We start from the raw sequence: 20,414 nt of genomic DNA, 5'->3' as shown, positions 1-20,414 counted from the left end.
GCCGTGCGCGATCAGTCCGCTCCGGGTGGCCTCCGACGGGACCACCCGGCCGCACGGCGGCTGCCGATCTAGGCGGACGGCCACGGGGCCGCTGCCGACGCGGAGAGAGCACCGCACGGCCATACCCTGCTCCTTCCGGCGGTCGTACCATCCCTCGCAGGAGGGCTCGCTGCGCAGGGCGGTCGAGTACCTTGCGGCTTCACCTGCCGCCCGGGCCTCGGTGCCCGCGGTCGGCCGGGCCGCCACGTCGTAGGGAGCCGGGATTGTCAGACCAGGCGGTGGCCGAGTACCGGATCGAGGATCTCGCGCACCACAGCGGGGCGACGGTACGCACGATCCGTGCGTACCAGGACCGTGGGCTGCTGCCGAAGCCGGAACGACGAGGACGCTCCAACGTCTACCGGGACACGCATCTGGCGCGGCTGCGCCAGATCGCCGACCTGCTGGACCGCGGCTACACCCTGGCCTCCATCAAGGAGTTGCTGGAGGCCTGGGATGCGGGGCGCGGGCTCGGCGGTGTGCTGGGGCTCGTCGCCGAGGTGCACGGACCGTGGACCGACGAAGAGGCGGCCAGGATCAGCCGGACCGACCTGAACGAGCGGTTCGGCGGCCGGCCCGACGACGACGCGGTGAGCGAGGCCTGCGAGCTGGGGGTGCTGGAGCGGATCCCGGGGCGCCCGGACGAATTCCTGGTGCCCTCGCCGCAGGAGCTGGCCGTGGCCGCCGAGCTGTACGCGGCCGGGGTGCCGCTGTCGGCGATCACCGGGCACCTGCGGGAGCTGCGCGGACAGGTGGAGCACATCGCCTCGCGGTTCTTGGAGTTCACCACCGAGCACGTCTTCGCCCGCTACCTCGGGCAGGTGCCGCCAACCGACGCGGACGCGGCGGAGGCCGCGACGATGGTACGGAGGCTGCGGCCGCTGGCCCAGCAGACGGTGGACGCCGAGCTGGCACGGGCGATGCGGCTGTTCGCGACCCGGCACCTGCAGCGCCACCTGGGGACGGCCGGCGCCCCGCAGCCCTCGGGGCCCGCGTCGGTGGCGCTGCCGGCCGAGACGGTACGGGCGGTGCAGGAGCTGGTCGGCTCCGAGTACGTGGGGGAGTTCGTCCGGGCCGCGACGGAGCGGGAGCTACAGGCCCGGACCATGAACGAACTGGCGCGCCGGGGCGGCGTGTAACGGCCGGTGGCAACCGCTCAGTAGTCCACAGGGCGAATCACTCGTTTGCCGTCAAAACCGACCCAACCGGCTGTGGACAAGTCGGGTTTTCCTGTGGGCAACTCGGTGGACAACTCAACCGACGGCCTCCTGAGCGGGTTTCGCGGGTCAGCACGTCAAATGGAACCGGCCAGGTCGTGAGACGCGGCGCCGTGGTCCCGGGTGCCACGCCGGGTATCCCCGTAGCGGAGGGCTGCCAGGGCCACGCCCACGCCCCCGCCGATCAGCTGGGCCGCTACGAATCCGGGCAGCGACCGCGGCCCGGCGGTGGCGAGGACCGCGCCGTGAAAAATCGCTGCTCGCCCCCTTCCCGACCCGGCAAGCTGGGTCCATGGACAACAGACGCACCGTGAAGGTGTCCAAATACCTCTCGAAACACCTGCGGCACCAACCGGAACGGATCGAACTGGTGCTCGACCCCCAGGGTTGGGTGGAGATCGACGACCTTCTCCGCGCGGCCGCCGCGCACGGCTTCCACATCAGCCGGGCCGAGCTCGACCACGTCGTCGCCGCCAACGACAAGCAACGGTTCGCCGTGGACGGCACCCGCATCCGTGCCAACCAGGGCCACACCGTTCCCGTGGAGCTGGATCTGCCGCCGGCCGAGCCGCCCGCGTACCTCTACCACGGCACCGTCGCCGCCGCCCTGGACGCGATCCGCGCCGAGGGCCTGCGCCCCATGGCCCGCCACCACGTGCATCTGTCCCCCGACCGGGAGACCGCTACCCGCGTCGGCGCACGGCGCGGACGGCCGGTCGTGCTCAGCGTGGACGCGGGGGCGATGCACGCGGCCGGGCACGTCTTCCGGATCAGCGCCAACGGGGTGTGGCTGGTGGACGCCGTACCCCCACGGTTCCTGCGCTTCCAGTAGCGCCGCCCGGCGCCGCCACTGGTTGCCGCCACTGGTCGCCGCCGCGGAATTCACCAAGAGATTGTCAGATCATCCCCCTACTCTGGTGCTCGTTCCGGGATCCGTGAGGGGGGGTACCTCGCGATCGCCGAATCATCCATGCGAGCCAGCGAGGTGACGCCCCATGACGTCCGCATCCCCTTCCACATCCCCTTCCGCTTCCCACTCCGGCGCCGACCCCGCCGCCAACAGCTTCCAGGTGGATCTGCGCGGCCTGGTCGACCTGCTCTCCCACCACCTCTACTCCAGCCCGCGCGTCTACGTCCGCGAGCTCCTGCAGAACGCGGTGGACGCCGTCACCGCCCGCCACGCACTCGACCCGGAGGCGGACATCCGCATCCGCCTGTCGGCGTCCGCGGGCCGGGTGACCATCGAGGACAGCGGCATCGGCCTGACCGCCGCAGAAGCCCACTCCCTCCTCGCCACCATCGGCCGCAGCTCCAAGCGCGGCGGTGAGCACGGCCTCGAGACCACCCGCCGGGAGTTCCTCGGCCAGTTCGGCATCGGCCTGCTCGCCTGCTTCGTGGTGGCCCGCCAGATCCGCGTCATCACCCGCTCGGCCCGCGACCCCGAGGCCGCGCCCGTCGAATGGCTGGCCACGGACGACGGTTCGTACACCGTCCGCGAGCTGCCCGACGACGCACGCCGGGAGCCGGGCACCACCGTCGTCCTGCAGGCCCGCCCGGGGGCCGAGGAGTGGACCGTCCCGGCCAAGGTCGAGCAGTTGGCCCGCGACTACGGCTCCCTGCTCCCGTACGACATCACCTTCGACGACGGTGAAGGCGGCGAGCCGCGGGACGTCACCGACCGGCCCGCCGTATGGGACCGCCCCTTCCCCACCCCGGCCGCACGCCGCGTCGCCCTCGCCGGCCACTGCGCACAGCTCTTCGGCTTCACCCCGCTCGACAGCATCGACCTGGACCTGCCGGTCGCCGGGGTCCGCGGCGTGGCGTACGTCCTCCCCGAACCGACGAGTCCCGCTCACCGCGCCGGCCACCGCGTCCACCTCAAGGGCATGCTGCTCACCGACCAGGCCGACAACCTGCTGCCGGACTGGGCCTTCTTCGTCCGGGCCGTCATCGACACGGACACGCTGCGCCCCACCGCCTCCCGCGAGAACCTGTACGACGACGAAACCCTGTCCGCCGTACGGGAAGCCCTCGGCGCCCGGGTCCGGGCCTGGCTCGCCGAGCTCGCCGCGAGCGAACCGGAGCGCCTGGCCGCCTTCTTGAGCGTCCACCACCTCGGTGTGAAGTCCTTGGCCCGGCACGACGCCGAGCTGCTCGGCCTGATGCTGCCGTGGTTGCCGTTCGAAACCAGCGACGGTTCGATGAGCCTCCAGGAATTCACCGCAGCCCACACCGAGATCCACTTCACCCGCACCGTCGAGGAGTTCCGCCAGATCGCCCCGATCGCAGCGGCCCACGGCCTCGGCGTCATCAACGCCGGCTACACCTACGACGCCGATCTGCTCGCCTTGCTGCCCGCGGTACGGCCGGACCTCAAGGTCACGGAGCTGGATGCCGGAGCCGTCACGGAGCGGCTCGATCCGGTCCCGACCCCCGCCGAACTGGCCCTCGCCCCCTTCCTGTCCACGGCGCGCACCCGGCTGGAGCCGCAGGGCTGCGACGTGGTGCTGCGGGCCTTCCAGCCCGTCTCCGTCCCCGCGCTCTACCTCGACGACCGCCAGGCACGTCAGGAGCGCGACCGGACCGCCGCACTGGGCAACGCCGACTCCCTCTGGAGCGGCATCCTCGGCGCACTGCGCGGTTCCGCGCCGCGCGCCCGTCTGGTGCTCAACCACAACAACCCGCTGATCCGCCGGATAGCGGCCCTGCCCGACGAGGCACTGACCGGTACGGCCGTCGAATCGCTGTACGGGCAGGCGCTGCTGATGTCGCAGCGCCCGCTGCGCCCCGCCGACTCCACCCTGCTCAACCGGGCCTTCCTCGGACTCCTGGAATGGGCGACCCACTCGAGCGACTCCCAGGAGGGACAGAAGTGACGATGCCGACGCGCGAGGAGATCGAGCGGGGCCTGGTGGAGAACCGCCAGTCCCCCAACGGGGCCGCACGCAACGCACACGCCGAGGCGCTGGCAGGAGCGGCGGAGGCGAGCGGGGACGGGGCGCTGTTCCGCGAGGCGCTGGACAACCTGATCAACTCCTATCTCTACAGTGCCGAATCCTCGAAGATGCTGGTGCCCTTCGCCCGGCTGCTCCAGGAGTACGACAAGGACCCCGGCGCCTTCTCCCGGTGGGACGCCCACTCACTGTTCTGGCAGTTCAAGTGGGTGGCCACGGCCATCAGCGATTCCCCCGAGGTCCCGCTGGAGTCCGCCGCGGGCTGGTTGGACGAGATGGAACGTCGCTACCGGCTCGCGGGCTACAGCGAACGGCCCGTACGCGAAGCCGAGCTGTGGCATGCGGACGCGATCGGCGCGGACGACCGGGCCGAGCGGGCGTTCAGCGCCTGGTTGGCCGCCGAACGCGACGACATGAGCGACTGCCACGCGTGCGAACTGAACGGTCAGGGCGCCTACGCCGCGCTGCGCGGGGATGACGCCCGGGCCCTGGAGGTCTGGAAGCCGGTACTGGCGGGCGAGCTGACCTGCGCCGAGGAGCCCCACCGGCTGCTCGCCACCTCGCTGCTGCCCCTGCTGCGCCTCGGCCGCCTCGACGAAGCCCGCTCGCACCACCTGCGCGGCTACCGCATGGCCCGCGGCAACGAGAGCCTGCTGCCCTCGGTCGGCAAGCACATCGAATTCTGCGCCCTGAGCGGCAACGAGTCGCGCGGTCTGGAGATCCTCGCCGAGCACGCCGTGCACCTGGGCCCGCTCGCCAACGTCGACGACCAGATGGCCTTCCACGGAGGCGTCATCGTCCTGCTGCGCCGGCTGAGGGAGCTGGGCCACGGCCAGAGTCCGGCCGTGCCGTACGAGGGCGTCCCGCGCACGGTCTCCGAGCTGTACGAGGTGCTGCGCACGAGCTCGCTCGACATCGCCCGGAGGTTCGACGCCCGCAATGGCACCACCCGGGTCTCCGACCGGTTCCTGGCCCGGATCGAGCGGGAACCGCTGGTCGACGTGCTGCCCCTGGGGGTCCGCAGCACGGCCCTGCCGCAAACCGCCACGGCCACGGCCACAGCCACGGCCATGGCCATGGCCATTTCCGTGACCGAGGCGCCCGCAGCCGACTTCGGCGCACTGGTGGAACGGGCCCGGCAGGCCCGCGACCAGGGGCATCCGGGTGCGAACGCGCTCTGGGCCGAGGTGGGCGGACGGGTGGACGCCCGCCCGGCCGACGAGGTGGACCCGTTGGTCGCCGCGGATGTCGCGGACCACCGGGCCCTGGTGGCCGCACGCAGCGGGGCCGGGGACGCGGCGGAGCTGCTGGAGGCGGTCCGCGACGGCTACCGCGCACTCGGGCAGGCGGAGCGCGCCGCACTCGCGGAACTACGGCTGGCGAGCGTGGCCGCGCAGTCCGGGGAGGCCCCGGAGCGGATCCGCGAGCTGCTGGCGGTTGCCGAGCGGGCCGCCCGGGCACTGGATGCGGACGAGCCCCTGCGCGGACGCCGGATCGCGCTGGTGGAGCTGTCCTCGATCCGCGTGGAGTCGTACCTGCGCTCGCTGGAGGCCGGTTCGCAGCACGAAGACGGGCACGACCACGACCACGGGCACGGGCACGGGCACGACGAACTGGCGGCCGAGCTCGGTGCGTTCGTCGCCGCCCATGCGGAGGACCTGCCCGACCTGGTGGCGGAGGCCGAGGAGATGCTGGGCCGCGTCGCCCTGGGACAGGGCGACCCCGAGCGGGCCCTGCCGCTGTTGGCCGCTGCCGCGGCTCGCGGGATATCGGCGGGCCTGCCGTGGCAGGCGGTGGATCCGCTGGTGCTGCAGGCCGGTGTGCTGATGTCGCTGGGCCGGCCCGAAGGAGCGGAGGAGGCCGCGCGCGCCGCACTGGAGCACGCCTCGGAGGTGACCGAGGCCGAGACCCAGGGCGTCGTACGCCTCACCCTCGCGGACATCCTGCTGCGTCGGGCGGACGCGGCGGCGGAGGCGGCCGGGCACGCGCTCACCGCGGCGCACTGGTTCGACCAGGCCGGGCTGACCGCCGACGGAGGTGCGCAGGCCCGGCTGGTACTGGCCCGGGCGTACGCGCGGGAGGGCCGGACCGCGGACGCGGCGGAGGTGTTGCAGTCGACGCTGCCCGATCTGCTGGAACACGGCGAGGGACAGGCCGTGTCCGTGCGGGAGTTCCTCGGTGATCTGCTGCGGCAGCTGAACGAGCCACGGGCTGCGGCGGAGCAGTACCTGCTGGCGGCGGAGGTGGCCAAGGGGTGGGAGGACCCGCGTCCACAGGCGAGCCTCGCACAGTCGGCCGCGGACCAGCTCTCCGAGGCCCGGCTGCCGGAGGAGGCGATCGCGGCGTACGAAAGATCCCTGGAGCTGCACCGGGTGACGGGGGATGCACCGGTCTCCGAGGTACGGATCCTGCGTTCCCTGGCCTGGCTGGAGCTGCGGGAGCAGGTCACCCGCGCGCTGGTGGCGCAGGCGCGGGCCCGGATGGACGAGGCGGCCCAGGTGTTGGAGACGGCATTGGCCGCCGACCCGGAGGCACTGGAGCTGCGGTCCGAACTCGCCCAGACCTGGCACCAGCTGGCGCAGGTCCTCGACCGGTGGGTCAACGTCCACGCACAGGATGACGAGGACGAGGACGGGCACGAGGACGGCCAGGACGGCTCCGCGGAGCCCGCCGAGTCGCTCGGCGACGCGGAGGTGGAGGCGCTGCGGCTGGAGGAGGTCCTGCTCTGGGAACGCGCGGCCGGCATCTACACGGACCTGGGCCCGGACTACCTGCCGGACCGGTTCCAGTGCCTGAACAATGCCGCCTGGACCGAGCAGGAGCTGGGCCGTGCCGAGGCGGGTGTGGCCCGGATTTCGGCGCTGGTCGAGGAAGTCCGGGCGCTGCCCGAGGGCACCGTGCCGGAGTGGCTGTTGCCGCGCGCCGAACGCGTCCTCGAAGGCCTCGCGGCCTGACCGCGCTGCCCCCGTCGCTTCGGTGGCGGGGGCAGCGGCAGGTACGGGGTGGCCGGGCGGCCGTTGAGACGACCGCTGCGGCAGCCGTTCAGGCAGCCAGCTGGGCCAGTGCCTCGGTGGCGATCTGCTCGAAGACGCTCTCGTCGGCCGCGTACTCGGAGTCCGGGATCGGCGCGTGGATCACGATCTCGGTGATGCCGAGTTCCTGATGGCGGCCTGCGAAGTCGACGAACGCGTCCAAGGACTCAAGCATCGTGTTGCGTTCCGGGGTGAAGCCGGTCAGCAGGATCTTCTCCATCGGCTGGGGTGCGCGCCCGATGTCGGCGAAGGCCTTGTCGAGCCGGGCCAGCTGGCCACGGATCGCCTCCAGCGACTGCTCGGGGGTGCCCTCCTCGAAGAGCTTGGGATCGCCGGTGGTCACCCAGGCCTGGCCGTGTGCGGCGGCGAGCTTGAGGCCCCGCGGTCCGTTCGCGGCGACGGCGAAGGGCACTCTGGGCCGCTGTACGCAGCCGGGGAGGTTGCGGGCCTCGTCGGCGGAGTAGAAGGTGCCGCGTTCACTGACCGCGGTCTCGGTCAGCAGCCGGTCCAGCAAGGGCACGAACTCGGCGAAGCGGTCGGCACGCTCCCTCGGGCTCCAGGGGTCCTGGCCCAGCGCGGTCGCGTCGAATCCGTTGCCGCCGGCGCCGATACCGAGGGTGAAGCGGCCCCCGGAGATGTCGTCCAGGGACATGAGCTCCTTGGCCAGGGTCACCGGGTGCCGGAAGTTCGGCGAGGTGACGAGCGTGCCCAGTCGCATCGTCTCGGTGGCGGCGGCCGCCGCGGTGAGGGTCGGGATCGCGCCGAACCAGGGACGGTCGCGGAAGGACCGCCAGGTCAGGTGGTCGTAGGTATAGGCGGTGTGGAACCCGAGCCGCTCGGCTCGCACCCACTGGTCACGGCCGCCCTCACGCCACGGGCGAACCGGGAGGATCACAGTGCTCAGACGCAGACTCATGTGTTCGAGCCTATGCGCTCGGGCGGACAGGAAGTACATGCCGACGGCTGACGCATGGTGCCGAAGTCGCGGTCACTCCGTCGGGTGAGCTTCCGGCAAAACCCCTCCACGGAGGGGGTGAATCCAGAAGTAAAGAGTCACAAGACAACCCCTGTCGAAAGAAACCAAAAACTTCCGGCTTCCTCGATCACGGATTCGGCGGAGCTGACTACTGTGCGATTCCGAGGGCTGGATGACCCACGGCACCCTCCGTGGATGCTCTGTCGGAATTCAGCCGCTGACGAGGGGTGGGCCGTGCTCGAAATAACCACGCCGGGACACCGGACGGCTTCGGTCTCCGCCGCCCCGGAGACCCACCGGCCCGCCATGGACGTGGCTGTTTCCCGACCGGGAGCCAACAGGTGACCTATCCCGACCTCTCCGGAGCGTTTGCGGCATCGGCGGCACGAGTGCTACCGCTGCCGTCGGTCGTACCGTCGGACCGGACGACCCAGGAGCTGGCCCAGAATCTGATCCGCGCTCGTCACGAACGCTTCTCCGGCACTCTGGTGGTGCTGGGTGCCCCGGGTGGCACCTTCTATCTTGCGAACGGTGCCATCGTCGCGGTCGAGTCGCCAGGAGCCCCGACCGTGGAGACCCTGCTGCTGTCTTCCGGGCGCGTCGGGAAGGCCGAGTGGGCGGCTGCCTACCAGGCCGGTGCGGCCGACGGCCGCATGGGAACGGAACTGATCGAGCGGATGCTGGTCGGTGCGGCCGAGTTTCAGTTGATGTGTCTCATGGCGGCCCTGGACGGCGCCCTCTCCGTCGGCATGGGCCGCATCGACGAGTGCCTCGTCGAACCCGGCAGGGGCGGATGCCACCTGATGGCACCACAGGGCATCGAACCGGATTGGCTGTTCCAAGAGGCGAGTCGTCGTATCAAGGCGCTCGCTTCGCTCCGAGTCTCACTCTGCCCCTTCAGGGACCGGATGACTGCGAGCTCCGCCGGTGCCGCGCTGCTGAGCGGTTCTACGGCCGGTACCCGACGGGAGATCCTGCTGCGCGTCAACGGCCGCCGCAGCGCACGGGACATCTCCTTCCTGCTGGGGCGGGGTCTCTACGCGGTCACGGTCGAGCTCATGCGCATGCTGAGCGAAGGGCTGGTCGAGGTGGTGCCGTCCTACACGGCCGTTCCCGTCGCCAGGCCCGCCGAGGACGCCGATCGGATGCCGAACGTCACCCGCCTCCCGTACCGCCCGGCCGGCGTAGGCGGGCTGCCCCGGCGCCAGCGCGGTATGAGCGGAATCCACGAGGTCCTGCCCCTGCGGCCGGTGACGGATTGCCGGTGACTGACGTGCTCCGAGCGGGCGATCAGGCACACCACGCGACAAACACCTTGCACAGCCGACTGGGAGCGATCCCGGCGTGAACATTCAGGAGAGTTGTGACTATCAAGAGTGACGAGCTGACCGCTGAGATGCGTGCACTCCGCGATCGGGTCGTCGGTGTCACGGATGTGGTCGTGGCCTCGGCCGACGGCCTCCTCATCACTGCTGAAGCGGACGACACCGTCGACGGAGAGTGCCTGGCCGCTCTCACCGCAGCAGCACTCAGCATCGCGCGCCGCGCAGGCACCGCCACGGGCAAGGGACTCGTCCACCACACCGTCGCACGGTTCAGCGACGGATATCTGGTCGCGCAGGCGATCGGCGACATGGCGTTGATGGCTGTGCTCGGCGACTCGGGCATGGACGTGAAGCGGTTTCACGCCGAGTCGCAGGCGAGCGCCGACCGGATCGGCCTGCTGCTGACGTCCGCGACCGGAACCACTTCGGTCGGCTGAGCCGGTCGGCCCCTTCGCCATAGGGCCCAGGACTACACGATCGCCCTGGGCATGGACCGAATTCGGTCCATGCCCGACACGAACACATCAGAAGGAACACAATGAGCGCAGCGGGAAACCCAGGCCCCCACAGCATGTCCGGCCGGGTGGTCAACATCGTCAAGAGCCTCCGCGCGGAGGTACCGGAGTGCGTGGCCGCCGGGGTCATCGACATGTCCACCGGCATGTTGTTGTCGGTGGAGACCAGCGACTCGCACCCGCCGGAGGTACTCGACATGCTGTCGGCGGCCACACTCGACCTCTTCCAGGGCCGCAATGTCGTGATGATCGAGAACATCTTCAAGGAGCGCCGCGGAGTAGTGTCCGACCGGCACTACTTCCAGGAGATCCTTGTCAACAGCGACAACTTGGCACACCTCTTTCTACGTGTCGACAGTGCCGACGAGGTCGTCGCGGTGGTCGTGTGCCGCAAGACGGCGAACGTGGGGATGCTCTTCGCCCAGGCCCGAAGGGTCTTGAGGGACAACGGACCGCTGTGACGGGCATGTGGTGATGGCCGTGCCCCGGCGGCACAGCGGAAGGCACGGCAGGTGGCGCCGGCTCTCGGGCACTCGGGTGGGGACGGTGCGGGCGGGTCGTGTCCACAGGTGCGGTGGCGAGCGTGCCCAGCCCCATCTCCTCGGTGTCGGCAGCCGCAGCAGCGGTGAGAGTCGGGATCGCGCCAAACCACGGGACGTCACGTAGCGACCGCCAGGTCAGCTGATCGTGGGTCCCGCCGGTGTGGACCCCGAGCGGCTCGGCTCGCACCCACTGGTCACGGCCGCCCCCACGCCACGGGCGTACCGGGAAGATCACCGCACTCAGACGCAGACTCCTGATTTCGAGGCCACGCCCCAGCCCATGTTTCACGTGAAACATGGGACGTCTCTGTTTCACGTGAAACATCGCCATCCTGGGCAGGGACCACGCACGTCTGGTCCGGTGCCGCAGTCCCATGAGTGAAGATGGATGCGTGACCTCGGCTCCCCAGCGCCCGGACGGGCCAACCCCCGCACCCCGACTCATCGCCACCGACCTCGACGGCACCCTGCTGCGCGACGACAAATCCGTCTCGCCCCGCACCGTCGCCGCGCTCGCCGCCGCCGAGGAGGCCGGAATCGAGGTCTTCTTCGTCACCGGACGCCCGGCTCGCTGGATGGACGTGGTCAGCGATCACGTCCACGGCCACGGCCTGGCGATCTGTGCGAACGGAGCCGCGGTGGTCGATCTCCATGCGGGCCGGGAGTTCGTACAGATCCGGGCGCTGGCCCGGGCGACGGCGCTCACCGTCGTGGACGCCCTGCGCGTTGCCGCCCCGGGTACGTCCTTCGCGGTCGAGATGACCACCGGCATCAACTACGAGCCGCTCTACCCACCCTTCTTCCTGGACCCGGCCGCTCACGTGGCCGACGCCGAAAAGCTGCTGGAGGAGGACGTAGACGATTCCGCCGCTCCTGTACTGAAGCTGCTCGCGCACCACACCGAACTGGCCCCGGACGCGTTCCTGGCACTCGCCCGCTCGGCGGCCGGCAGGCACGCGTCGATCACCCGCTCCAGCCCGACCTCTCTCCTTGAGGTCAGCGGGCTGGGGGTCTCCAAGGCCAGCACCCTGGCCCTGTGCTGCGCCGAGCGCGGCATCTCTCCCGCCGAAGTCGTCGCCTTCGGGGACATGCCGAACGACGTGGAGATGCTCAGCTGGGCGGGCATCTCGTACGCGATGGGCAACGCCCACCCGGACGTCATCGCGGCCGCGTCCGGCCGGACCGTCGCCAATAACGAGGACGGCGTCGCGGTCGTCATCGAGCGCATCCTTACGGGACGGACCGCCGCCCAACGCTAGTGCTGTGACCGGAAAGGTTCACCGGCCACAGCACTAGAGTCAGAGCGGAGCCTCCCACACCAGGGTGGTCCCGCCCCCGTCCTCACCGATTCCTGGGCCGTACGTACTCGCCCCGCCCAGGGACTCGGCCCTGCGGCGCAGGTTCCGCAGCCCACTGCGTCGGCCTCCCTCGGGAATGCCCACCCCGTCGTCGGCGACCGTCAGGCGCACCCCGGGCTGCCCGTCGGCCAGCGTGACGGTGCAGTCCACGGCCACCTCGATCCGGGACGCGTCCGCGTGTCGGAAGGCGTTCGACAGTGCCTCGCGCAACGCGGCGATCAGGTTCTTCCCCACCAGTTCGTCGACCATCGTGTCGATCGGGCCGAGGAAGCGGTGTGCGGGCTTGAAGCCCAGCGGTACCGCGGCCATGTTGATCTCTCGCAGGACCCGGGTGCGCAGTCCCGACGGGGCCTCCGTCGGTCCTTGCTGGAGCGCGAAGATCGCCGTGCGGATCTCCTGGATCGTCACGTCCAGCTCCTCCACAGCCTTGCCGACCCCCTCGCGCACCTCGGGGACGATGGACCGCCGCTGGGCGCCCTCCAGCATCATCCCGGTGGCGAACAGCCGTTGGATGACCAGGTCGTGTAGGTCCCGGGCGATCCGGTCGCGGTCCTCGAACACCGCGAGCCGCTCCCGGTCGCGCTGCGCCTCGGCCATCATCAGCGCGAGTGCCGCCTGAGAGGCGAACTGCGTGGCCAAGGTCCGCTCGGCCTCGCTGAACGGCCGCTCGCCACGGGCCCGCGGGGTGACCAGCGCACCGAGCACCCGCCCGCCGCTGTGCAGCGGCACCATCATGCACGGCCCGTACTGGCTGGTCAGCGGACTGATCATGCGGGGGTCGGAGGCGGCGTCGTCCACGAAGACGGGCTCGCCCTGGAGCAGCTTCGCCACCACCGGGCTCACGGCCGGGATGACCACGCCGAGCGAGGTGGCCGGGTTCTCGGCGGAGACGGCGACGATCTCCATCCCGCCCTCCTGGGCCGGCAGCATCACGATCCCGGCGGAGGAGTCGGCCAGCCGGCGGGCCTGCTCAGCCACCACCACCAGGGCGTCGTCCGCGTCCCCGCCCGACAGCAGGGCGGTCGTGACGGCCACCGAGCCGTCGATCCAACGCTCCCGCTGGGTGGCGGCCTCGTACAGCCGGGCGTTGCCGATGGCGATGCCCGCCTCGGTGGCCAGGACCCGGACCATGTGCACGTCGTAGTCGTTGAACTCGCCGCCACCGTTCTTCTCGGCGAGGTAGAGATTGCCGAAGATCTCTCCCTGGACCCGGATCGGGACGCCGAGGAAGGTCTTCATGGCCGGATGGTGCGGCGGGAAGCCGGCCGAGCGCGGATCCTTCGTCAGATCGGCAAGCCGTACCGTGTCGGGATGGGAGATCAGTGCACCGAGCAGGCCCCGCTTGCCGTCCGGACGGCGCCCGATCTTCCTGGCCACCTCGGCTTCGATGCCGAAGGTGACGAAGTCCGACAGTCCCCGGCCCTCGGTGTCCACGACGCCGATCGCCGCATAGCGGGCGTCCGCGAGCTCGGCCGCCGTCTCGCAGATGCGGTCGAGCGTGGAGTGCAGTTCGAGACCGGTGCCGACCGAGCGCATGGCCTCCAGTAGTTGCGGCACCCGGGCGGTGAGCTCCGTGGACAATCCCTGCAGACTCCGGGTGGCTTGGGTCGCGGCTCCCAACACAGCCGGTGTTCCGAGTGATGACTCCGGCGGTTCCTGCGACTCCTCCACTGGCATACCTTTGACCCTAGTTAGTCTTATTTATCGGGGAAAGTCGGCCAGGATTCCGTCGGCCGCCCTCTCCCTCTCCAACAGATTCCGCAGCGGGCCCTCTGAGGCGGCCAGCTCCGCATAGGCGCCGCGCTGCACGACCGCACCGCGATCCAGTACGAGAACCTCGTCCACCGCCTCCAGGCCGGCCAAACGGTGCGTGATCAGCACGGTGGTGCGGCCCTCGGTCGCGGCGAGCAGATCCGCCGTCAGGGCGTCCGCGGTCGCCAGGTCCAGGTGCTCGGTCGGCTCGTCGAGGACGAGGACGGGGAAGTCGGCGAGCAGCGCCCTGGCCAGTGCCAGGCGCTGGCGCTGGCCGCCGGAGATCCGCTCGCCGTGCTCACCGACGAGGGTGTCCAACCCGTCCGGGAGGCCGTCCGCCCACTCCAGCAGCCGAGCCGCCGCCAGCGCCTCCCGCAGCTGCTCCTCGCTCGCCCCGGTACGGGCCAGCCGCAAGTTCTCCCGTACCGAGCTGTCGAAGAGGTGGGCGTCCTGGGCGCACAGGCCCACGATCCGGCGCACCCCGTCGCTGTCGAGCGTGCGTACGTCGGTCCCGCCCAGGGTGTACGAGCCTTCCCGCGGGTCCAGAAACCGCAGCAGGACCTGGGCCAGCGAGGTCTTGCCCGCACCCGAGGAGCCGACGACGGCGATGCGCCGCCCGGCCTCCAGAGTCAGGTCCAGCCCACGCAGGGCATCGCACTCCTGCCCGGGATGCCGGGCGGCGAGCCCCGTGAGCCGGAGCGGGAACGGCGAGTCGGGTACATCGGCCGGCCGGTCAGGCTCGGCGACCGGGACCGGAGCGTCGATGACCTCGTAGACCCGCTCGGCGCTGCGGCGCACCCGCTGCCGGTACTGGACGGCCTGCACGAGTCCGTTGACCGCCTCGAAGGCGGCGAGCGGCGTCAGCACGGCAACGGCCATGGCCACCCCGGACAGCCGGCCGTCGTGCACCGCACCCGCGGCCACGGCAGCGGCGACCATCACGGTCAGCCCGCACACGAGAGCGGACAGTCCGCTGCCGAGCCCGGTGGCTGCGGCGCCCCGCGCGGCAATGGCGGTGAGGGTCCGGTCGCTCTCCTTCGCCGCGTCCTTGCGCCGGGTCAGTGCGCCGGCGACGGTCAGCTCGGCGGTCCCGGTCAGCAGATCGGCCACCCGGGTGGCGAGCTCTCCCCGGGCCGGGGCCAACCGCCGCTCCGCACGCCGGGCGCAGGCCCCGCTGACCAGCGGCACCCCTACACCGGCGGCGAGGAGCCCGACGGCGAGCGCGGCTCCGGCCTCGGGCAGCAGCCACGCGGTGAACACCACCGAGCCCGTACCGACGAGCACCGCGGTGCCGACCGGCAGCAACCAGCGGAGCCAATAGTCCTGGAGGGCGTCGGCATCGGCCACCAGACGGGCCAGCAGGTCGCCTCGCCGCTGCTCTCGCAGCCCCGCCGGGGCGATGCGCTCCAGCTGCCGGAACACGGACACCCGCAGATCGGCGAGCATCCGAAGCACGGCGTCGTGGGAGACGAGCCGCTCCGCGTACCGGAAGACGGCCCGCCCGATCCCGAACGTCCGGGTGGCCGTGACGGCCACCATGAGGTACAGCACCGGCGGCTGTTGGGAGGCACGTGAGATGAGCCAGCCGGAGACGGCCATCAGCCCGACGCTGCACCCCACGGCCAGCGCTCCGAGCAGCAGCCCGAGCCGGAACCGCCCTTGCCACGCCTTGGCCACGGCGCGTACACGACTGAGCGGATCGCCCCCGCTCGGGACGCCCCCGCCCGATCCGACTCCAGCCGAGTCGGCTTCACCCGAGTCGGCTCCGGCACCCGTCGCCGCGCTCTGGCGGGCGCTGCCGAGAATCCACTCACCCGGGTCCGATGCCCCGTCGGTCTGCGCACCGGGGCCACCGGCGGTTCGGGGCGCCGTTTCGAGGCTGGAAGGCGTACGAGGGGGCAGGAACCCCGCAGATCCCACCCGCACCACCCGGTCCGCCACCGCGAGCAGCGCCGGCCGGTGGACGACCAGTAGGACGGTACGCCCCACCGAGAGGCGTCGTACCACGTCGACCAGGGCTGCTTCGGTCTCCCCGTCCAGGGCCGCGGTCGGCTCGTCAAGCAGCAGCACCGGCCGGTCCGCGAGGAACGCCCGGGCCAGTGCCAGCCGTTGGCGTTGTCCGGCGGACAGTCCGACCCCGCCCTCGCCCAGCACCGTGTCAAGGCCGCGCGGCAGTGCGGACACGAACTGCCACGCTCCGGCATCCTCCAGGGCCTGGACCACTGCGTCCGTCGTGGCTTCGGGCAGGGCCAGCCTGACGTTCTCCGCGATCGTGCCGGCGAACAGGTACGGCCGCTGCGGCACCCATGCGATGCGCTCCCGCCACTCCTGTAGCGACAACGAGGCGAGGTCCCTGCCACCGATCCGCACCCGGCCCGCGTTCGGTGCCACGAAGCCCAGCAGCACCTGGAACAGTGTGGACTTGCCCACGCCGCTCGGCCCGGTGAGGGCGACGCACTCTCCGGGCCCGACCGCCAGTGAGACCGGTCCCGGCGAGTCCTCGCCCCGACCCTCGTAGCGGACCGTGACCCCTTCGAACTCGATCCGCAGGCTCTCGGCCGGCACCGGAGCCGTGCCGTCGGATGCGGCGGCCGGTGTCTGGAGCACTTCGAAGATCTCCTCCGCGGCAGCCAGCCCCTCAGCAGCGGCGTGGTACTGCGCTCCCACCTGTCTGAGCGGCAGGTACGCCTCGGGCGCCAGGATCAGGATGACGAGCCCGGTGTACAGATCGAGGTCCCCGTGGACCAGGCGCATGCCGATGCTCACGGCCACCAGAGCCACCGACAGCGTCGCCAGGAGCTCCAGGGCGAAGGATGACAGGAAGGCGATGCGCAGGGTCCGCATCGTTGCCTGCCGGTATTCGTCGGTGATCTTGCGGATCGACTCGGCCTGGGCCTTGGCCCGGCCGAACACCTTCAATGTCGGCAGCCCCGCCACCACGTCCAGGAAGTGCCCCGACAGCCGGGACAGCAGCCGCCACTGGCGGTCCATCCGGGACTGGGTGGCCATGCCGATCAGCACCATGAAAAGCGGGATCAGTGGCAGCGTGACCACGATGATCGCCGCCGACACCCAGTCCTCGGTGACGATCCGTGCAAGGACCGCCACCGGGACGACCACCGCGAGCCCCAACTGGGGCAGGTAGCGCGAGAAGTAGTCGTCGAGGGCGTCCACGCCCCGGATGGCCAGAGCCACCAACGAACCGGTCCGCTGCCCGCTCAACCAGCCTGGACCCAGATCCGCGGCCCGCTCCAACAGTCGACCCCGTAGCTGCGACTTGACGGCCGCGCTGGCCCGGTGTGCGGCCAGCTCCGTGAGCCAGGCGAGCAGACCGCGACCCAACGCCACCGCCGCGAGCAGCAGCAGCGGCGTCCTCAGCGCCTCGCCGTCCAGACCCTGCTCGAAGGCACCGACCACGATCTCGGCGATCAGCATCGCCTGACCGACGACCAGCCCCGCCCCGGCAAGTCCGAGAGCTACCACGGCCACCAGGAAGAGACGGGTGGAACGGGCGTACCGAAGCAGGCGCGGGTCGATCGGTTTCACGTGAAACATCCCCCAGAACAGGGTCGGGCCGAAGGATCATTCGTTCAGCACTCGGGCCCTCAGGCCCTCAGGAATCAGTGCGCATCGGCGATGTGCTGCGTACCGATCCGCTTGCGGAACACCCAGTAGGTCCACCCCTGGTAGAGCAGCACGAGCGGTGTGGCCACTCCCGCGCACCAGGTCATGATCTTCAGGGTGTAGGGGCTCGACGAGGCGTTGGTGACCGTGAGATTCCAGGCCTCGTCCAGCGAGGACGGCATCACGTTCGGGAACAGCGTGAGGAACAGCATCGCGACGGCGGCCGCGATGGTGACCCCGGACAGGGCGAACGACCAGCCCTCACGGCCCGCCAGGTTGAAGCCCAGGGCCCCTACCAGCGCCAGGACGGCGATGACCATCGCGATCAGGCTCCAGCCGTCACCGCGCGAGGCTTGGGTCCAGATCAGGAAGGCGAGCGCCAGCACGGCGGTCACCACACCCAGCCGCGTGGCCAGTGCGCGCGAGCGGTCCCGGATGTCCCCGACCGTCTTGAGCGAGGTGAACACCGCGCCGTGGAAGGTGAAGAGCGTGAGGGTGACCAGTCCGCCGAGCAGGGAGTAGACGTTCAGCAGGTCGAAGAGACTACCGACGTACTCCATCTGATCGTTGATCTTCACGCCGCGCACGATGTTGGCGAACGCCACACCCCACAGGAATGCGGGGATGAGCGAGGTCCAGAAGAGAGCGTGTTCCCAGTTGTTCTGCCAGCTCTCCTCGTCCCGCTTGTGCCGGTACTCGAAGGCAACGCCTCGGACGATCAGGCAGACCAGGATGATCAGCAGCGGCAGGTAGAAACCGGAGAAGAGGGTCGCGTACCACTCGGGGAAGGCGGCGAACGTCGCGCCGCCCGCCGTGAGCAGCCAGACCTCGTTGCCGTCCCACACGGGCCCGATCGTGTTGATCAGGACCCGCCTTTCCGCTCGGTCGCGGGCGAGCAGCTTGGTCAGTACGCCGACTCCGAAGTCGAAGCCCTCCAGGAAGAAGTAGCCGGTCCACAGGACGGCGATGAGCACGAACCAGACGTCGTGGAGTTGCATGGTGCGGTCCCCTCAGCCTCAGTACGAGAAGGCCATCGGCCGGTCGGGGTGCTTGTCGTCCCCGCCGATCTTGGTGGGCGGATTCAGGTCGGCCTCGGTGAGCTCGGGCGGCCCGAGCTTGACGTACTTCACCAGCAGCTTGACCTCGATCACCGCGAGCACGGCGTACAGGAGCGTGAAGCCGATCATCGAGGTGAGCACCTCGCCCTGGGTCACGTGGGGCGAGACCGCATCACGGGTGCGCAGGACCCCGTAGACCACCCAGGGCTGGCGTCCCATCTCGGTGAAGATCCAGCCCCAGGAGTTGGCGATGAGCGGGAAGCCCATGGTCCAGAGCGCGACGATCCAGTACCACGTGGCGAACCGGGGGCTCAGCGCCTTCTTGAAGAGGACCAGGTGCGGGACCTCGTTCTCACCGGTCCGCAGGCCGGGCGGCAGCATGAACTTCTTGCGGGTGAGCCAGAGCCCCAGCACTCCGACGCCGAGGGAGGCCATCCCGAATCCGATCATCCAGCGGAAGCCCCAGTAGGCGACGGGAATGTTGGGCCGGTAGTCGCCGGGCCCGAACTTCTCCTGCTCGGCCCTGTTGACGTCGTTGATGCCGGGGACGAAGGAAGTGAAGTCGTCATTGGCCAGGAAGGACAGCAGGCCCGGGATCTCTATGGCGACCTTGTTGTGGCCCTTTTCGACGTCGCCGTAGGCGAAGACGGAGAAGGGTGCGGGCGCTTCGCCGTCCCAGAGCGCCTCGGCCGCGGCCATCTTCATCGGCTGCTGCTTGAACATCACCTTGCCGAGCAGGTCACCGCTGATGGCGGTGCCCAGGCCGGCGATGATCAGGGTGACCAGGCCGAGTCGGAGCGAGGTCCGCATGACGGGGATGTGCTTTTTGCGGGCCAGGTGGAAGGCGGCGATGCCGACCATGAAAGCGCCGCCCACGAGGAAGGCCGCCGTGATGGTGTGGAAGAACTGGGTTAGCGCCGTGTTCTGGGTGAGGACCATCCAGAAGTCGGTGAGCTCGGCCCGGCCCCGCTCCGCGTTCATCCGGTAGCCGACCGGGTGCTGCATCCAGGAATTCGCCGCGAGGATGAAGTACGCGGACAGGACAGTACCGATCGAGACCATCCAGATGCAGCCCAGGTGGACCCTCTTCGGCAGCTTGTCCCAGCCGAAGATCCACAGGCCGATGAAGGTCGATTCGAAGAAGAACGCGATGAGCGCTTCGAAGGCCAGCGGAGCGCCGAAGATGTCACCGACGAAGCGCGAGTAGTCGGACCAGTTCATGCCGAACTGGAATTCCTGCACGATGCCCGTGACGACGCCCATGGCGATATTGATCAAGAACAGCTTGCCCCAGAACTTGGTGGCCCTGAGGTACTTCTCCTTCTCCGTCCGCACCCAGGCGGTCTGGAGACCTGCCGTGAGCGCTGCCAGCGAGATCGTCAGGGGGACGAAGAGGAAGTGGTAGACGGTGGTGATGCCGAATTGCCAGCGTGCCAACGTCTCTGGTGCCAAAGCTACGTCCACGTCGTCGTCTCCTTCAGCTCGCCGTGGTCACTGCGGAAGTTTGCCTGCGATGTCCCACTCAATCCGGGAGGAAGCAGGACACGCTTGTGAACGCGTTCACATTCACAAGCATTATGTCGCACCACCTCCAGCGACTTTCAGCCGGGGCCCCTCTAGCCAACACGTTCAACAAATTGTTGAATGTCGCCCATGGGGATTCGCATCTCCTGGCCCGCGTGCCAGCTCACCGCACCCCTTGACGAGACCCCGACCAGCAACGCGCTGGCCGAGGTCCTCCCGATATCCGCCTCCGCCCACACCTGGGGCGAGTAGGTCTACTTCGACACCGGCGGCTCCGTGGCGCTCGAACACGACGCCCCGGCAGGTCGTCGCGCCGGGCACGGTCGCGTTCTGGACCGAGGGCGCCGCACTCGCGCTCCCCTACGGCCCGACACCCATCTCGCGCGGAGGCGAGAGCCGCCTGGTGAGCCGGTGCAACATGCTCGGCTCGTTCGAGGGCGACCCCCGCCTGCCGTCCACCGTCCGCGACGGCGACCCGATCCGCGAGGCGTAGCTCCC

General features: G+C 70.2%; 13 protein-coding genes and 2 pseudogenes. 10 read left to right on the top strand and 5 right to left on the bottom strand.

Going from position 1 to position 20,414, the window contains the following annotated elements; genetic code table 11:
* Nucleotides 1–91 precede the first annotated feature (91 nt).
* From ABZZ20_RS15995 to ABZZ20_RS15975, 5 genes and pseudogenes are all read left to right on the top strand, one after another.
* Nucleotides 92–253 (top strand): annotated as a pseudogene (locus ABZZ20_RS15995) (metal-dependent hydrolase); the annotation flags it as partial.
* 10 nt (nt 254–263) lie between these two features.
* Nucleotides 264–1,178, top strand: a complete 915-nt coding sequence (locus ABZZ20_RS15990) for a MerR family transcriptional regulator (protein ID WP_356870003.1) — start codon at nt 264–266, stop codon at nt 1,176–1,178.
* Between the two features lie 370 nt (nt 1,179–1,548).
* Nucleotides 1,549–2,088, top strand: coding sequence for an RNA 2'-phosphotransferase (locus tag ABZZ20_RS15985; RefSeq protein ID WP_356870002.1), 540 nt, complete (start codon nt 1,549–1,551; stop codon nt 2,086–2,088).
* A 163-nt stretch (nt 2,089–2,251) separates the two neighbouring features.
* Nucleotides 2,252–4,132 (top strand): HSP90 family protein, encoded by a 1,881-nt coding sequence (locus tag ABZZ20_RS15980; RefSeq protein ID WP_356870001.1) that lies wholly within the window; start codon nt 2,252–2,254, stop codon nt 4,130–4,132.
* On the top strand, nt 4,129–7,164 hold the full coding sequence (locus ABZZ20_RS15975; RefSeq protein WP_356870000.1) for a tetratricopeptide repeat protein: 3,036 nt from the start codon (nt 4,129–4,131) through the stop codon (nt 7,162–7,164). Before ABZZ20_RS15980 ends, ABZZ20_RS15975 begins: the two co-directional genes overlap by 4 nt.
* 88 nt (nt 7,165–7,252) lie before the next feature.
* On the opposite strand, the gene ABZZ20_RS15970 is transcribed toward ABZZ20_RS15975, so the two are convergent.
* Entirely contained in the window at nt 7,253–8,158 is a 906-nt protein-coding gene (locus ABZZ20_RS15970; RefSeq protein WP_356869999.1) for an LLM class flavin-dependent oxidoreductase, read from the bottom strand.
* Between the two features lie 401 nt (nt 8,159–8,559).
* On the opposite strand from ABZZ20_RS15970, the gene ABZZ20_RS15965 reads away from it, so the two are divergent.
* From ABZZ20_RS15965 to ABZZ20_RS15950, 4 genes are all read left to right on the top strand, one after another.
* Nucleotides 8,560–9,486 (top strand): MarR family transcriptional regulator, encoded by a 927-nt coding sequence (locus tag ABZZ20_RS15965; protein WP_356869998.1) that lies wholly within the window; start codon nt 8,560–8,562, stop codon nt 9,484–9,486.
* A gap of 95 nt (nt 9,487–9,581) precedes the next feature.
* Nucleotides 9,582–9,980, top strand: coding sequence for a roadblock/LC7 domain-containing protein (locus ABZZ20_RS15960; protein WP_356869997.1), 399 nt, complete (start codon nt 9,582–9,584; stop codon nt 9,978–9,980).
* Nucleotides 9,981–10,114: 134 nt separating this feature from the next.
* Nucleotides 10,115–10,519: a hypothetical protein gene (locus ABZZ20_RS15955; protein ID WP_356870141.1), complete on the top strand. Its 405-nt coding sequence runs from the start codon at nt 10,115–10,117 to the stop codon at nt 10,517–10,519.
* Between the two features lie 455 nt (nt 10,520–10,974).
* The gene (locus ABZZ20_RS15950) at nt 10,975–11,859 is read left to right on the top strand and encodes a Cof-type HAD-IIB family hydrolase (RefSeq protein ID WP_356869996.1); all 885 of its coding nucleotides are present in this window, start codon (nt 10,975–10,977) and stop codon (nt 11,857–11,859) included.
* A gap of 39 nt (nt 11,860–11,898) precedes the next feature.
* Here the strand turns inward: ABZZ20_RS15950 and ABZZ20_RS15945 are convergent, their stop codons facing one another.
* The 4 genes from ABZZ20_RS15945 to ABZZ20_RS15930 form a co-directional block, all read right to left on the bottom strand.
* Nucleotides 11,899–13,635, bottom strand: a complete 1,737-nt coding sequence (locus ABZZ20_RS15945; protein WP_356869995.1) for a GAF domain-containing protein — start codon at nt 13,633–13,635, stop codon at nt 11,899–11,901.
* A gap of 24 nt (nt 13,636–13,659) precedes the next feature.
* Nucleotides 13,660–17,256 carry a thiol reductant ABC exporter subunit CydD gene (cydD, locus tag ABZZ20_RS15940; protein WP_356869994.1) on the bottom strand — a complete coding sequence of 1,199 codons (3,597 nt, stop codon included), beginning with the start codon at nt 17,254–17,256 and terminating at the stop codon, nt 13,660–13,662.
* 74 nt (nt 17,257–17,330) lie between these two features.
* Nucleotides 17,331–18,332 carry a cytochrome d ubiquinol oxidase subunit II gene (gene cydB, locus ABZZ20_RS15935; protein ID WP_356869993.1) on the bottom strand — a complete coding sequence of 334 codons (1,002 nt, stop codon included), beginning with the start codon at nt 18,330–18,332 and terminating at the stop codon, nt 17,331–17,333.
* 18 nt (nt 18,333–18,350) lie between these two features.
* Nucleotides 18,351–19,856, bottom strand: coding sequence for a cytochrome ubiquinol oxidase subunit I (locus ABZZ20_RS15930; protein WP_356869992.1), 1,506 nt, complete (start codon nt 19,854–19,856; stop codon nt 18,351–18,353).
* Nucleotides 19,857–20,045: 189 nt separating this feature from the next.
* Here ABZZ20_RS15930 and ABZZ20_RS15925 point away from each other — a divergent pair.
* Nucleotides 20,046–20,409 (top strand): annotated as a pseudogene (locus ABZZ20_RS15925) (cyclophilin-like family protein).
* The last annotated feature ends 5 nt before the right edge of the window (nt 20,410–20,414 follow it).

The sequence above is a fragment of the Streptomyces sp. NPDC006430 genome, assembly GCF_040612395.1.
Classification (GTDB): domain Bacteria; phylum Actinomycetota; class Actinomycetes; order Streptomycetales; family Streptomycetaceae; genus Streptomyces.
The sequence above is the reverse complement of the archived record's forward strand: the minus strand, read 5'-3'. Positions and strand labels throughout refer to the sequence as shown.

What these genes read in the sequence shown, in the direction of transcription:
- cydB (WP_356869993.1), bottom strand. Translation starts at nt 18,332, where the DNA reads ATGCAACTCCACGACGTCTGGTTCGTGCTCATCGCCGTCCTGTGGACC.
- ABZZ20_RS15970 (WP_356869999.1), bottom strand. Translation starts at nt 8,158, where the DNA reads ATGAGTCTGCGTCTGAGCACTGTGATCCTCCCGGTTCGCCCGTGGCGT.
- ABZZ20_RS15950 (WP_356869996.1), top strand. Translation starts at nt 10,975, where the DNA reads ATGAGTGAAGATGGATGCGTGACCTCGGCTCCCCAGCGCCCGGACGGG.
- ABZZ20_RS15955 (WP_356870141.1), top strand. Translation starts at nt 10,115, where the DNA reads ATGTCCGGCCGGGTGGTCAACATCGTCAAGAGCCTCCGCGCGGAGGTA.
- ABZZ20_RS15985 (WP_356870002.1), top strand. Translation starts at nt 1,549, where the DNA reads ATGGACAACAGACGCACCGTGAAGGTGTCCAAATACCTCTCGAAACAC.
- ABZZ20_RS15945 (WP_356869995.1), bottom strand. Translation starts at nt 13,635, where the DNA reads ATGCCAGTGGAGGAGTCGCAGGAACCGCCGGAGTCATCACTCGGAACA.
- ABZZ20_RS15980 (WP_356870001.1), top strand. Translation starts at nt 2,252, where the DNA reads ATGACGTCCGCATCCCCTTCCACATCCCCTTCCGCTTCCCACTCCGGC.